This window comes from Micromonospora sp. DT41 (assembly GCF_049841715.1).
Lineage (GTDB): Bacteria > Actinomycetota > Actinomycetes > Mycobacteriales > Micromonosporaceae > Micromonospora > Micromonospora profundi.
The window spans coordinates 40808-54527 of the sequence record NZ_JBNCKU010000013.1 but is presented as its reverse complement, the minus strand read 5'-3'; the positions used below and the strand labels follow the sequence as shown (position 1 = coordinate 54527).

13 protein-coding genes are annotated in these 13720 nt (G+C 73.4%); 4 read left to right on the top strand and 9 right to left on the bottom strand.

The genetic code is table 11. The features are described from left to right. Positions 1–2: 2 nt before the first annotated feature. Both ACLQ23_RS23390 and ACLQ23_RS23385 read right to left on the bottom strand, forming a co-directional pair. Positions 3–1151 carry an alcohol dehydrogenase catalytic domain-containing protein gene (locus ACLQ23_RS23390; protein ID WP_425881078.1) on the bottom strand — a complete coding sequence of 383 codons (1149 nt, stop codon included), beginning with the start codon at positions 1149–1151 and terminating at the stop codon, positions 3–5. Continuing rightward, complete coding sequence (locus ACLQ23_RS23385) at positions 1148–1588, bottom strand: hypothetical protein (RefSeq protein ID WP_425881077.1); 441 nt, start codon at positions 1586–1588, stop codon at positions 1148–1150. The genes ACLQ23_RS23390 and ACLQ23_RS23385 overlap by 4 nt, the downstream gene beginning before the upstream one ends. A 77-nt stretch (positions 1589–1665) precedes the next feature. Here ACLQ23_RS23385 and ACLQ23_RS23380 point away from each other — a divergent pair, with 77 nt between their 5' ends. Then, positions 1666–4623 carry a LuxR C-terminal-related transcriptional regulator gene (locus tag ACLQ23_RS23380; protein ID WP_425881076.1) on the top strand — a complete coding sequence of 986 codons (2958 nt, stop codon included), beginning with the start codon at positions 1666–1668 and terminating at the stop codon, positions 4621–4623. Between the two features lie 32 nt (positions 4624–4655). Here ACLQ23_RS23380 and ACLQ23_RS23375 read toward each other — a convergent pair whose 3' ends face one another. The 3 genes from ACLQ23_RS23375 to ACLQ23_RS23365 all read right to left on the bottom strand — a co-directional run bounded on the left by ACLQ23_RS23375 (position 4656) and on the right by ACLQ23_RS23365 (position 6448). Next, the gene (locus ACLQ23_RS23375; protein ID WP_425881075.1) at positions 4656–5204 is read right to left on the bottom strand and encodes a DsbA family protein; all 549 of its coding nucleotides are present in this window, start codon (positions 5202–5204) and stop codon (positions 4656–4658) included. Continuing rightward, positions 5201–5698 (bottom strand): redoxin domain-containing protein, encoded by a 498-nt coding sequence (locus ACLQ23_RS23370; RefSeq protein WP_425881074.1) that lies wholly within the window; start codon positions 5696–5698, stop codon positions 5201–5203. The genes ACLQ23_RS23375 and ACLQ23_RS23370 overlap by 4 nt, the downstream gene beginning before the upstream one ends. Before the next feature lie 63 nt (positions 5699–5761). After that, positions 5762–6448 (bottom strand): BON domain-containing protein, encoded by a 687-nt coding sequence (locus ACLQ23_RS23365; protein ID WP_355630718.1) that lies wholly within the window; start codon positions 6446–6448, stop codon positions 5762–5764. Positions 6449–6785: 337 nt separating this feature from the next. On the opposite strand from ACLQ23_RS23365, the gene ACLQ23_RS23360 reads away from it, so the two are divergent. After that, the gene (locus ACLQ23_RS23360; RefSeq protein WP_355630715.1) at positions 6786–9536 is read left to right on the top strand and encodes a cellulose binding domain-containing protein; all 2751 of its coding nucleotides are present in this window, start codon (positions 6786–6788) and stop codon (positions 9534–9536) included. A 222-nt stretch (positions 9537–9758) separates the two neighbouring features. Here ACLQ23_RS23360 and ACLQ23_RS23355 read toward each other — a convergent pair whose 3' ends face one another. Together ACLQ23_RS23355 and ACLQ23_RS23350 are read right to left on the bottom strand one after the other, a co-directional pair. Then, entirely contained in the window at positions 9759–10166 is a 408-nt protein-coding gene (locus tag ACLQ23_RS23355) for a hypothetical protein (protein WP_355630712.1), read from the bottom strand. Positions 10167–10300: 134 nt separating this feature from the next. Further along, a complete protein-coding gene (locus ACLQ23_RS23350; RefSeq protein WP_355595167.1) occupies positions 10301–10444 on the bottom strand; it encodes a hypothetical protein in 144 nt (47 codons plus the stop codon). Positions 10445–10877: 433 nt separating this feature from the next. Between ACLQ23_RS23350 and ACLQ23_RS23345 the strand changes: the two genes are divergently transcribed. Beyond that, complete coding sequence (locus tag ACLQ23_RS23345) at positions 10878–11240, top strand: STAS domain-containing protein (protein ID WP_053653152.1); 363 nt, start codon at positions 10878–10880, stop codon at positions 11238–11240. 27 nt (positions 11241–11267) lie between these two features. Here the strand turns inward: ACLQ23_RS23345 and surE are convergent, their stop codons facing one another. Further along, positions 11268–12095 (bottom strand): 5'/3'-nucleotidase SurE, encoded by an 828-nt coding sequence (gene surE / locus ACLQ23_RS23340; RefSeq protein WP_355595169.1) that lies wholly within the window; start codon positions 12093–12095, stop codon positions 11268–11270. Then, on the bottom strand, positions 12092–13054 hold the full coding sequence (locus ACLQ23_RS23335; protein ID WP_425735700.1) for a 1-phosphofructokinase family hexose kinase: 963 nt from the start codon (positions 13052–13054) through the stop codon (positions 12092–12094). Before ACLQ23_RS23335 ends, surE begins: the two co-directional genes overlap by 4 nt. Positions 13055–13241: 187 nt before the next feature. Between ACLQ23_RS23335 and ACLQ23_RS23330 the strand changes: the two genes are divergently transcribed. After that, positions 13242–13709, top strand: a complete 468-nt coding sequence (locus ACLQ23_RS23330) for an SRPBCC family protein (protein ID WP_355595173.1) — start codon at positions 13242–13244, stop codon at positions 13707–13709. Positions 13710–13720 lie beyond the last annotated feature (11 nt).

The following is a 13720-nucleotide window of genomic DNA, read 5'->3' as shown; positions in this document are numbered from 1 at the left end:
GTTCACGGCGTGAACACGGCCCGGACGCAGCCGTCGACGCGATCCCGGAACAGGGCGTACCCGTGCGGGCCGTCCTCAAGCGGCAGCTGGTGGGTGGCCAGGTGCTCGGTCCGCAGCTCGTCGCGGGCCATCCGGTGCAGCAGCATCGGCACGTCCCGCAGGTCCGGCCGGCGCGCCCCGCGCAGCGTGAGCCGCCTGTCGGTCACCGCGCCCAGCGGGAACGCGTCGACGAACGCGCCCGCACCGCCGAGCAACACCACGACGCCGTCCTTGCGGCAGGCGTGCACGGCCTCGTGCAGCGCGTCCGGGCGGTCGCCGCCCCGGCCTGCGAGACGTTCGGCGACGGACCGCGCGGGCGGCGCGCCGACCGCCAGCACGCACACGTCCGCGCCGCGTCCACCGCTGCGGTCCCGCAGCTCCGACGGGATGTCGGTGCGCCGGTAGTCGAGCGGTTCCGCCCCGGAGTGCCGTTCGGCCATCCGGAGCCGTTCCTCGTGCCTGTCGACGACGACCACCCGGTCGGCCCCACGCATCATCGCGGCGCGGGCGGTCAACTGGCCGACGGCACCGGCGCCCCAGACCGCCACCACGTCACCGGGTCGCACATCGCCCAACTCGGCGGCCAGCCAGCCTGTCGGCGCGGCGTCGGCGGCGAACAGCGCCCGGTCGTCGCCCACCGCGTCCGGCACCCGGAACGCGCCCACGTCGGCGTACGGCACCCGGACGTACTCGGCGTGACCACCAGCGAAGCCACCCGCCGCCGGGGGCCGACCGAAGCAGCCGGCGTCCGAGCGTTCCCAGCCGGGGCCGGCTGTCACCGGGTCGGTGCTGCCGTTGTCGCAGCAGGAGTGCCGGCCCCGGCGGCAGTACCAGCAGCCGCCGCAGGCAACGCTCGCACCGACCACGACCCGATCGCCGACCCGGTGTCGCCGGACTGCCGGACCGGCCTCGACGACCTCGCCCAGGAACTCGGCCCCGAGCACGTCACCGGCGCGCAGCAGCGGATCCCGACCGCCAAGCAGCGGCAGGTCGGCACCACTTGTGCAGCTGCGCCGGACACGGACGATGGCGTCCCGCTCGTTGCGTAGCTCCGGGTCGGGCACCTCGCGTACCGCCAGCTCGTCGGCGGCCACCCAGCACAGCGCCCTCACCCGGGGGCCTCGGGGCGGTCCAGCGCGGAGCGGTCCGGGCGCAGCACCTCACCGGCCTCGACCCGCTGTTTGACCTGGCGCAACGTCCGGCGGACCAGCAGTCGCGGGTCGTCGCCGACAAGGTGCGCGGCCAAGCCGACGGTCGGGGCGGCGCCGGCCAGCGGGCGGGCCGCCAGCTCGGTGCCGCGGTCGCCGGGCGCCGAGCGCATCCGCACCTCGACAGCGCCGTCCAGGCGGCGCAGGGGCTCCGGCCACCGGCCGTCGGGAAGCACCTGCTCCGGCGGGCGGTCCACCGTCACCACCTCCCACCGCGCGGCCGTGGTGGGGTCGCCGTCCGCACCGGGCCGGCCACGCCACCGGGGTACGCGCACAAGCCGTCGCGCCCTGGCCAGCGCGGCGCGGGTCAGGGCGGATCCCGTGCGTGTCAGGCGTCCCATCCGTCCCTTCCGTCCTGCCGGATCCACGTCCCCCGATCGTGCGTCGACACCGGGTGAAGCGGGCTCGCCCGGAAGGGGTGAACCGTCCCGGGTCGGGTAACCGCAGCCCACCAGGGGTGGGGACGCGTCGGTGGGGGTGGGGCCGGGTGCCGGAACAGCGTGATCGCGTGCGGGTGGGCACGGCACCGGGGTTGCCCGGGGAGCCGCCGCTGCTGGCGTCCCGGCTGACCCCGGCCGTGCCGCCCGAGCCGGTGGTGGCCCGGCCCCGCCTGCTGCGTCGGCTCGACGAGGGCAGCGCCGGGCCGGTCACCCTGGTCACCGCACCGGCCGGCTGGGGCAAGACCACACTGCTGGCAACCTGGGTACGCCTCGCAGCCGCCGCGCCCGAGGCGGGCTCCGCGCCGGACGTCGAGGTCGGGCAGGCGGTGGCACCTGGGCCTGCGCCGGCGTGGGTCTCGGTGGAGGCGGGTGACGACGGCGACCGGCTGTGGGCGTACCTGGCGGCGGCGCTGCGGACCGCGACCGGGGCGGCGGACGACAACCCGGTGGCGCCGCTGCCCGCCGGCCCACCGCGCCCCGACCAGCTGGAACTGCTCGCCGCCGGGCTGGCAGCCCTGCAACGCCCGGTGCTGCTGGTACTGGACGACCTGCACCGCGTCGCCGATCCGGCGGCGCTTACCGGGCTGGAGTTCCTACTGCGGCACTGCGAAGGGCGACTGCACCTGGTGGTCGGTGCCCGGGCCGGGCTGCCGCTGGCAGTGCACCGGCTGCGCCTCGCCGGTGAGCTGACCGAGATCGGCCCGGACGAGTTGGCCTTCACCGACGACGAGGTGGCCGACCTGCTCACCGCGCACGGCGCACCGCTGCCCGCCACTGCCGTACGCCGGCTGCGGACCCGTACCGGGGGCTGGCCGGCGGCGCTGCGGATCGCCGCGCTGGCGTTGCGGGGCAGGCCCGACCCGGAACGCTGGGTGGGGCAGTTCGGCGGCGACCAGCCGGAGATCGCCGGCTACCTGCGCGAGGAGGTGCTGGCAGCCGTCGACCCGGCCGACCGGGACCTGCTGCGCCGTACCGCCCTCGCCGAGACGGTCTGCGCCGACCTGGCCGAGGCGCTCACCGGTCGCGCCGACGCCGGGCAGGCGCTTGCCGACCTGGCCGAGGTCGGTGGCCTCCTGCGCCGGGAGGACAGCCGCCCGCCGTGGTACCGCTGCGACCCCCTGCTCGCCGACCTGCTCCGCGCCGAGCTGGCCCGGCTGCCCGGCGACGAGCTGCGGGAACTGCACGAGCGGGCGGCCGACTGGTACGCCGGGGACGGACGCCCTGCCGACGGCCTGCGGCACGCCCTCGCTGCCGGCCGGTGGGACCTGGCCGGGGATTTGTTCGTCGCGCACTGGCCGGAGCTGACCCGGTACGACGACGAACCCGTCAGCGGCCCGACGCCCCCGTCCCCGCCACCGGACGTGCTGCGCGCCGACCCGGAGGTGGCCCTGGCCTGCGCCGCCGAACGGGCGTACGTCGGCGACCTGCCCGCCGCCACCGGCCATCTGCGCGACGCCGCCGCGTACGCCGATGCCCTGCCGGTGCCGCGCCGGGACCGATTCCTGCGGATGGCGACAGCCCTGGAGCTGACGGTGGCCCGGCTCGCCGGTGACCGGGCCGAGGCCCGCGCCGCCGCCGCCCGGCTGCTGCGCACGCGTCCAGCCGCAAGCACGCCGACCGGCATCGCGTCGGCCGGGCCCGCGTCGGCCACGTCCGTGCCGGCCACGTCCGCGCCGGCTGGGCCCGCGTCGGGCGTGCCTGCGGACCGCCCGCCCAGCACCGACGACGCCGACCTACGGGCGTTCACAGGTACCGCGTTGGGGCTTGTCGAGCTGGCCTGCGGCGCGCTGCCCGTCGGGCGGTTCGTCAGGGCGCGGGAGGCGGCCCGGGAGGCGGGTCGACCCCGCACCGAACTGGTCGGCGCCAGCCGCTCCGCGCTGCTGCTCGCGGTGCGCGGCGATCTGCACGCGGCGGAGCGGGCGGCCCGCGACGCCCTCGGTATGCCGCCGTGCCGGGGCTGGTCCTGCCGGCTCGACTGCGCCTACGCGTACCTGGCGTTGGCGGTCGTGGCGCTGCACCGTGACCAGCCCGAGGAAGCCGGCGCGAACCTCACGCTCGCCGCGCAGGCGACCGGCCCGGTCGGCGCCGTCGACGCGGGCTCCGGGTCGTCCAGCGCGGCGGGTGAACCGGTGGCGACGGCCCTCGCGGCGTGGTGCGGGGCGCACCTGCACCGTGACGCCGGTGATCCGGCGACCGGCCAGCGGATGCTCGTCCGGGCCCGTGAGTCGCTGCCTGACGAGCCGAGCGCCGCCGAACTGTCGGGTCTGCTGCGGGCCGCGGAGGCCGAGATCCGCGCTGAGCGGGGCGACCTGGACGGCGCCCGGGTCCTGCTGGCGGACGCCACCGCCGACGCGGCCACCCCGGCACTCGCCGTGGCGCTGGCCCGGGTCCAGCTGCGCGCCGGTGACCCCGCCGCCGCCGGGCGGACCCTGCCGGACTGGCAGGCGCCGCCCGCCGCCGCCTGGCCCCTGCCGGTACGCCTGGACGCCGGCCTGCTGGACGCAATGCTGGCCGACCGGAGCGGGGACGTACGCCGGGTCGGCCGCACCCTGGAGCAGGTGCTGGACCTGGCCGGCGCGCAGGGCTGCCGTCGGGTCTTCACGCGTGCCGACCCGTCGGTGCGGGACCTGCTGGCCGCGCACCTGGACGCGGGCACCGCACATTTCCCGCTGGTCAGCGACCTGGTGCGCCAGGTGGAGCAGAGCGCGGCCCCGACGTCGGCAGAGCCGGCCCGATCGCTCGACGAGCCGCTCACCGAGCGGGAGCTGACGATCCTGCGCTACCTGCAGAGCATCCTGTCCAATGTGGAGATCGCCGCCGAGCTGTCGCTGTCGGTGAACACTGTGAAGACCCACGTCCGCAACATCTACCGCAAGCTCGGCGCGACCCGCCGGCGTGAGGCGGTCCGGCGGGCGCGCGAGCTGCGCCTGATCTGAGCGGCGGTGAGCCCCTCGAATCAGGCGACGGGTCAGGCGTTGGCTGCGGCGTCCACGGCGGCCAGCAGGTCGGGCAGGTCGAACCCGCCCTCGTGCCGGACGTCGTTGATGTACAGGGTCGGCGTGCCGTTCACGCCGCTGCGGATTCCGCCCACGAAGTCCCGGCGCACCCGGTCGGCGTACGCACCGCGCTCGACCTCGTCGTTCACGGCGTCCGGCGGCAGCCCGAGCTGCTCCACGCCGAGTGACAGGTGCACCGGGTCCAGTTGGTCCTGGTGCTCGTACAGCCAGTCGTGCATCTCCCAGAACTTGCCCCGGCTGGCGGCGGCCTCGGCCGTCTCGGCGGCACGCTCGGCGTACGGGTGCACGTTGGCGATCGGGAAGTAGCGGTAGATGAGCCGTACCGTGTCGGAGCGCTGGCGCAGCAACTCGTGCAGGTTCGGGTAGGCGGCACCACAGAACGGGCACTGGAAGTCGCCGTACTCGATGATGGTCACCGCGGCGTCCGACGGCCCGCGGACGTGGTCCTCGGCGGTGACCGGCTCCCGCAGTCGGGCGGTCACCTGAAACGGCGTGGTCATCCGGCCACCACCTTCCGGTCGACGGCGATCCGCTCCAGCGCGTCGAAGATCCCGTCGGCGCCCGGGTTGACGTCTGGCGAGGACAGGTAGCTCCAGGCGACGGTGCCCGTCGGGTCCAGCACCACGAGCGCCCGTGCCGCCACGCCCCGCGAGGTGTACGCGCCGTACCGGCGGGCCACCTCACCCTTTGGTTCGAAGTCGGCGAGCAGTGGAAACGTGATGCCCTGGCTCTCGGCGAACGCCCGGTGCGACCACAAGCTGTCCACCGAGATGCCGAGCACCATCGCCTGATACTGGTCGAACATCGGTCCCGCCGCCTGGTAGAGCGACATCTGGTCACCGCAGACCGGGCTCCAGTCGGCGGGATAGAAGGCGAGGACGACGGGTCGACCCCGGAACTGCTCGGGCCCGATCTGGCGCCCGTCCGGAGTGCTCGCCAGTGTGAAATCGGGCGCGGGGCGTCCCGGCTGGATCAGCCCGTTGGGATCACTCATGTACCCAGCCTGCTTCCCGGGCGGGTGAGGTGGGCTCACCCGCCCGGGGTGGTTCCGCGTTCGTCAGCGCAGGACCGGGGCGACAGCGATGTGGTTCTGGACCTCCCGGATGCCCGGCGCGGACCAGGCCACCTGCTCCACCTCGGCGCGTTCGGGCATGGAGTGCACGAGCCCGGTGAGTACGACTGTGTCGCCGTGCACCCGGACGCCTATCCGTTCGGCTGCGGTGGCCTCGGCGCGGGCGAGCGCGTCGACGATCCGTTCGGCCAGGTTCGCGCTGTCCAGCGGGGCGACCGGTCGGACGCTGATGCCGTTGCTGACCCCGCGTACGCCGGTCAGCCGGCAGACGGCCCGTTCGGCGGCCCGGCGCTGGTATTCCCACTCGACCTCGCCGTGCAGCGTCACCCAGCCGGCCGACACGGTGACCTGGAGCTTCTCGATGGGCACGAACGCGTCCCACTCCAGTGCGTGACCGGCTGCGGCGGCCAGGTCGGGGTCGGCGCGCTCGGCGCTGCCGGGGAGCCGCACGGCCACGTCGTTGGCGACGGCCCGGACCTGGGCCACGCGGTGCGTGGCCCGTTCGGCTGCCCACTTCTTGGCGTAGCTGTCCACCCGCCCGGTAAGCGTGACGACACCCTCGTCGACTGTCACGCCGATCTCGTGCGGCTGCACCCGGGGTTCCCAGGTCAATTCGTCGAGTACGGCGGACTGGATGTCCTGGTCGGTGCGGCTGATCGTCGCGACGGCCATCGGCCCTCCTCCGCTGGGTTGACTGGCGGACCGGGGTCGCGGCCGGAGCCGCAGGCCCGCCGGGGTCCGATCCTGCCGTCGGCACGGGTGAGGCGTCCTCATCCGGTACGGGTGAGCGTCTCCTTCGCAAGCTACGAACATCGATGATGGGAGCGCTTCCATGGCGGCGCGGGATCGGATAGGGTAAGCGCGTTCCTCGATCGCGCAGAGCCGTCGCGTCGGGTGGTTGGAGTCAGGGCAACTCCGGCCCGTCCCAGCGTCGTGCCCGTCCCCCGGGCCATGGCGTGACCACTCGTCGTTCCCGTCCCCCGGGCGTCCCTGCCGAGAGGAACAAGCAGTGTCCAGGAGTCTCGCTGGTGCGGTGGTGTCCGCGCTGGCCGCCGCCGCGGCAGTCGTGGTGGCCCCCTTCGCCGCCGCCTCGGTGCCAGCGGCCGACTCGGCGTCGGCTGCGGCCGCCGCCGAGGCGTACAGCTGGCGCAACGTCCAGGTCGGTGGCGGCGGCTTCGTGCCCGGCATCGTCTTCAACCTCACCGAAAAAAACCTGATCTACGCCCGCACCGACATCGGTGGGGCGTACCGCTGGGAGCAGTCCAGCCAGTCGTGGACGCCCCTGCTCGACTGGGTCGGCGCCGACCGGTGGGGCTACAACGGGGTCGTCAGCATCGCCACCGACCCGGTGCAGACCAACCGGGTGTACGCGGCGGTGGGCATGTACACAAACGGGTGGGACCCGAACAACGGCGCGATCCTGCGCTCGGCCGACAAGGGCGCCACCTGGCAGATCACCGAGTTGCCGTTCAAGAACGGCGGCAACATGCCGGGCCGGGGAATGGGTGAGCGGCTCGCCGTCGACCCCAACCGGAACAGCATCGTCTACTACGGCGCCGAGGGTGGCAACGGGCTGTGGCGCAGCACCGACCACGGGGCGACGTGGGCGAAGGTCACCGCCTTTCCGAACGTCGGCAACTACCGGGCCGACCCGAGCGACCCCAACGGCTACAACGGGCAGAACCAGGGCCTGACCTGGGTGAGCTTCGACAAGAGCACCGGCTCGGCCGGCTCCACCACGCAGACCATCTACGTCGGCGTGGCGGACAAGGAGAACCCCGTCTACCGCAGCACCGACGGGGGCGTGACCTGGTCGCGGATCCCCGGCCAGCCCACCGGCTACCTGGCCCACAAGGGCGTCGTCGACCCGGTCGGCGGTCACCTCTACATCGCCACAAGCGACACCGGCGGCCCGTACGACGGTGGCAAGGGCGACGTCTGGAAGTTCACAAGGTCCACCGGAGCGTGGACGCGGATCAGCCCGGTGCCGTCCACAAGCGCGGACGCCTACTTCGGCTACAGCGGCCTGACCATCGACCGGCAGCACCCGAACACGCTGCTGGTGGCCACCCAGGTCTCCTGGTGGCCGGACGCGATCTTCTTCCGCAGCACCGACGGCGGGGCGAGCTGGACCCGCATCTGGGAGTTCACCAACTATCCCGAGCAGTCCCGCCGCTACACGATGGACGTCAGCTCGGTGCCCTGGCTGACGTTCGGCGTCAACCCGGCGCCACCGGAGTCCTCGCCCAAGCTCGGCTGGATGAACGAGTCGGTGGAGATCGACCCGCACGACTCCAACCGGATGATGTACGGCACCGGCGCCACCATCTACGGCACCACCGACCTGACCAAGTGGGACACCGGCGGCCAGTTCACCATCAAGCCGATGGTGCGCGGCCTGGAGGAGACCGCCGTACTCGACCTGATCAGCCCGCCCAGCGGCGCGCCGCTGATCAGCGCGCTCGGCGACGTCGGCGGCTTCCGGCACACCGACCTGGACGCCATCCCGTCCATGCTGTTCACCCAGCCGGTCTTCACGAGCACCACAAGCCTGGACTACGCCGAGAGCAAGCCGGCCGTGGTCGTCCGCTCCGGCAACTTCACCGACGCCGACCGGCCCGGCGACAGCCACGTCGCCTTCTCCACCGACGGCGGCGCCACCTGGTTCCAGGGCACCGAGCCGTCCGGGGTCAACACCGGCGGTACGGTCGCCGCCGCGGCCGACGGCAGCCGGTTCGTCTGGGCGCCCGGCGACGCCGGTCAGCGGGTTGTCTACTCGGTCGGCTTCGGCAACACCTGGACACCGTCGACAGGCATTCCCGCCAACGCGACTGTCGAGTCCGACCGGGTCGACCCCAACCGGTTCTACGGCTTCAGCGGCGGTCGGGTCTACCTCAGCACCGACGGCGGTGCGAGTTTCACCGCCACGGCGGCGACCGGGCTGCCCACCTCCGACGTACGGTTCAAGGCCCTGCCCGGCCGGTCGGGCGAGCTGTGGCTGGCTGGTCCCGGCGGGCTGTGGCGGTCCACTGACGCGGGCGCCAGCTTCGCCAAGTTGGGCGGAGTCAGCGCCTCCGGCAACGTCGGCTTCGGCAAGGCCGCGCCGGGGCGGACCAACCCGGCCGTCTTCCTGTACGGCGCTGTGGACGGCCAGCCCGGCGTGCACCGCTCCGACGACGGCGGCACGACCTGGGTACGCGTCAACGACGACAGCCACCAGTACGGCAACCCGACCGAGGCGCTGACCGGTGATCCCCGCGTCTACGGCCGGGTCTACCTCGGCACAAACGGTCGGGGGATCGTGGTCGGCGAGCGCACCGGCGGCCCCACCACCCCGCCGCCGACGACGCCCCCTCCGACGACGCCGCCGCCCACCACGCCCCCTCCGACGACTCCGCCTCCGACCACTCCGCCTCCCACGACCCCGCCGCCTCCGACCACGCCTCCGCCGGGTGGCGGGTGCGCGGCGACGTACCGGGTGACGGGCTCCTGGTCTGGCGGTTTCCAGGCCGAGCTGGTCGTCAGCAATCCCGGAAGCGCGCCCATCGCCGGCTGGACGTTGGGCTGGACCTTCCCGAACGGCCAGCGGATCAGCCAACTCTGGGGCGGCACGCACACCCAGAGCGGGGCGGTCGTCTCGGTTCAGGACAGCGGCTGGAACGGCGCGCTCGGCGCCGGCGCCAGCACCACCGTCGGCTTCCTGGGCACGTGGACCGGCAGCAACGCACCTCCGGCAACCGTCACCTGCACGAGTCGCTGACCTCGGGTGGTCCGGGGACAACCCCCGGACCACCCCCGGAACACCGGTCCGCCGGGGCTGTCTGAGGGGTCCGGCACCCCGGCGGACCGGCCTGACACCCGCTCAGGCTCCTCCATCGTCGGTCGCGCCGACGCCGTGTCGAGCACCAAACCGGCCGCGCACACACAAGAGCGAGCCCCGCCGACCGGAAGGTCGAGCGGGGCTTGTCGTGCGGGTGGGCTGTCAGTCGTCCAGGCCGACGGGGGAGTTGGGGCGGTCCACGTCGACGAACTCGACGTCGTTCACCGCGCGGTCGTCCCGGCTGCCGGCGGCACGAGCGGCGGAGCCGACGGCCCAGCCGACCGCCGCGCCGACAAGCGCGGCACCGATCAGCAGCGTCCACGGCAGGGCCGGCTGGCGACCGGCGAGCGCGTCGAAGGCACGGGAGGCGCGCCGCCGCGCCTCCTCGGCTGCCGAGCCCACCAGATCACCAGCGCCGTCGGCGAGGTCACCGCTGTTGCGGCGGGCCGAGCGGGCGGTGTCCCGGACGCTGTCCCCGGCGGAGCTGACGGCGGAGACCAGGTGCTCCCACGCCTGGTCCGCGATCCGCTCCGGCTTGCTGCGGCGGTCCAGCAGGTTGGTTCCGAACATCGTGGTTACCTCCTCGGGTGCCGAAGCCACCTACCTCGGACTTCGGCGGCTGTCCAGCGCGTCACGGCTCGCTCATCCCGCAGTGCCCCGCGCCGCCCGCGCGCAAACCCGGCCGGCACGGTCTCCCGAACGGTTCAGCGCAGGGTCACCACGGCAGCGCCCCGGGCGAAGTCGTCGTCATCGTCGTCATCGTCGCCCCCGCCACCGCCGAAACCGCAGGCCAACACGAGGGCAAGCAGCAGGCCGACACCAGTCAGCCCGGCCAGTCTCTTGATCATCGAAGGTCCTCTCCGTCACGGTGGGTGTCCCGGGCTGATGCTAGGGGGCATCGGCAACCTCGGGCGGATGATTGGACCTCGGTATCGGATGCCCGAGGGGGAATCACGCCCATCGAGCTCAGCATCCCGGTAGACGCGACACGCCGGGCTCAGTCGGGCTGAGGCGCGGGGCGGGCGGATTGTGGGGCGTGTCGCGTTCGGGCCGCTACCCTTGTCCGCGGCGCGTCGGTTCCGACCGATTGCCGACTGAGCAGATAACGAAAACTATTGACTGATCAGATACCGAAAAGAAGGGATATGGGCCACTTTGGGTGGCCGGATCCGTGAATTGCTCATCCCGAGGGGTGGCGACCGAGGCCGTCGGAGGAATACTCTCGGTCGCGGCCCGCGTACTGATGAGACGCCCGGGGGACGGGCGGGTGGAGGTGCTCGCGTGAGCCTGTCGATCGTGCAATCAGTTCTGTCCGGTGGTGTCGTGGAGATCTCCCCGCGTGGCGAGATCGACGTCGACACCGCATACGAGGTGCGGGAAGCGATCGCGGAGGTGCTGGCCAAGGGCCGCCCGCTGCGCATCGAGCTCAACATGAGGCTCGTCACCTTCATCGACTCCGTCGGCATCAGCGCCATGGTCGCCGGCTTCCAGACCGCCGAGGTCAGCGGCGTCAAGCTCGTCGTCACCGAGCCCAGCCGGTTCGTGCACCGGCAGCTCTGGGTGACCGGCCTGCTCGGCCTCTTCGGTGCCCCCGAGCCCTACTTCGCCGGCGCTGCCACCCCCGAGGTGCTCCCCGGCGCCTGAGCGTCGCCACACCTCGCGCGGGGCCCGTCAGGGCTCCTGGTCCAGACCGGTCAGGTCCACGTCGGCCGCCTCGGTAACCGCCCGGATGGCTGTCACCGACGCGTACCCGCCGGCAAGCAACGCGACGTCCGTGCCGGGCTGCGCGGCCTGGCCGGGCTCCTCCAACGAGGTACGCACGAAGCCGTGCCCCGACTCGGCAACAGTCATCTGCACCTGGCCGAAGCTGGCCAGCGAACCACGGCGCACCCCGCGCAGCCGCCCGTGCGGCAGGTCGGGGGCGTTGACGTTGAGCACGCTCTCCGGCGGCCCTGCCGTGAGCCGGGGCAGCAGGTCCAGGGCTACCCGGGCGGCGGTGCCCCAGTGCCGCTCGACGTCGCGTACCCGTGCCGCGGCGTCCACCGCCGCGCCACCGCTGGCGGCCGTCGCCTCACCGGCCGACAGCACGTCCAGCGACACCGCCATCGCCCGACAGCCGTTCGTGGCGGCGGTGAACGCGGCACCGACAGTGCCCGAGTGCAGCACGGCACGGCCGGCGTTCGCGCCCCTGTTGATGCCGGACAGCACCACCGACGGCGGCGGCCCGAACGCGCCGTGCAGCGCGATGAGCGTGATGAAGCCGGGCGAGCCGCCCACCCCGTACGCCGGCACACCCGGCAGGTCCGCCAGCGGATGATCGTGCACCACGACCCGGCCGTCCCGTTCCACAGCGCTCATCGCGGCGCTGGTACCGCTTGCCTCCTCCAGCGGCGCCGCGACCACCACGTCCAGTCCCCGCTGCGCCGCGGCCCACGCCAGCGCCTGGATGCCCGGCGCGGCGATCCCGTCGTCGTTGGTGATCAGCACCCGCAGGGTCATCTGTCGACCACCCGGTCGGCCAGTTCGTCGGGGGTGGTCCGCTCCTGGGGCCGGCTGTCCGCCGGTGCCAGCTGGACCCGCTCCACCAGCCCGGTGATCGAGTCCAGCCGACCGGTGCCCAGGCCGTGCCGGGTGACGTTCAGTGCCCCGGCTGCGGCGCCGGTGCGGATGGCGGTGCGGATGTCCCCACCGCGGGCGATCACGGCGGCCACCCCGGCGGTCATCGAGTCGCCCGCGCCACGCGGGTCGGCGGCCTCCAGCCGGGGCATCTGCACCTCGAAGAGTTCCCCGTCGATGAGCGTCAAGGCCGGCTGGTCGGCCCGGCTCACCACCACCGTCTCGGCGCCGGCCGCGTGCAGTTCGTACATCGCCCGGGTCAGCTCCGCTGTCTCGTCGTTGCGGGCGCGCCCGTCGCGGATCAGCTCCTCGTGGCTCACCTTGAGGAAGAACACCCCGCTCTCCAGCGCCGCACCGAGGTGCTCCCCGGAGAGGTCGACCACCACCCGGCTGCCGTTGGCGCCGAGGTCGGCGGCGAAGCGCCGGTACACGTCGGCCGGGACGAGCCACGGCTCGTTGGGCCCGCTCAGGATGCTCACCTCGGCGCGGAGGCCCTCGCCGAGCGCCAGGTTGTAGAGCTCGTCGAGCTCGTGCCGGCTCAGCGGGTGCCCCGGCACGTCAACGATCTCCTGCCGGGAGCCGTCCCGACGGTCGTGCACGTAGGCGCCGCTGCCGGAGTCCCGGACCACCACCTTGAGGTCGACGCCCTCGCTTACCAGCAGCGGCTCCAGCACCTGGCCGATCTCGCCGCCGAGCGCGGCGCACAGCACCACGTCGACACCGAGCGACAGCACCATGCGGGCCTGCCAGACGCCCTGCCCGCCGGGGTGCAGGTGCAGCTCGGGGTGGTCGTTCGGCTGATCCACAGTTACCGTCAGTTGCGGTGTGGGCGCGAAGACCATCACGTGCCCGCTCACCGGTCATCCCCGTTCATGCGTCCGCCCTTCATCACGACCGGTGATACCTCAACAGCTGACGGTAGTGATAACGCGTCGCCAATGCCCGGGCAACGGCCGGTGTCCGTCCGGACGTTGCCAGCCCCACCGGTGTACGGGACGATCGTGCGACCCATCGACGGCGGGAGACGGCGTGCTCAGCAGCGACACGTTCAGCTACACCGTGCAGGCCCGCTGTTCGCTCGCCGACGCGGCGGCCCTGCTTGGCGACCTGAGCCGCCAGGGCGAGCTGCACCCACTGATCATCCGGGTGCGGCGAGTCCCGCCCCGGCCCGGAGCCGTGGCCAGCTACACGATCAACGACCGTCTGGTCGCCGGCCCGCTCCGCTTCCGAACCACCTATCACGCGGACGTGCTGACCCTCGACGACGACGAGATCGTCACTGTCGCACGCCAGTGGCCGGCCACCACGGTGCGTAACCACACACGCCTACGCGCCGAGCCCGACGGCCTGGTCCGGATCGACGTCGAGATCACCCTGCGGGCACCGAAACCCCTCTTCCGGTACGCCTTCAGCCAGGCCCGAGTCGCCCACCTGGCCCTGGCGGCCCGGCTGGGAGCGGCCCTGGACCGCAGCGACAACCCCCCACCGTCGACCTGACCAGCCGCCGC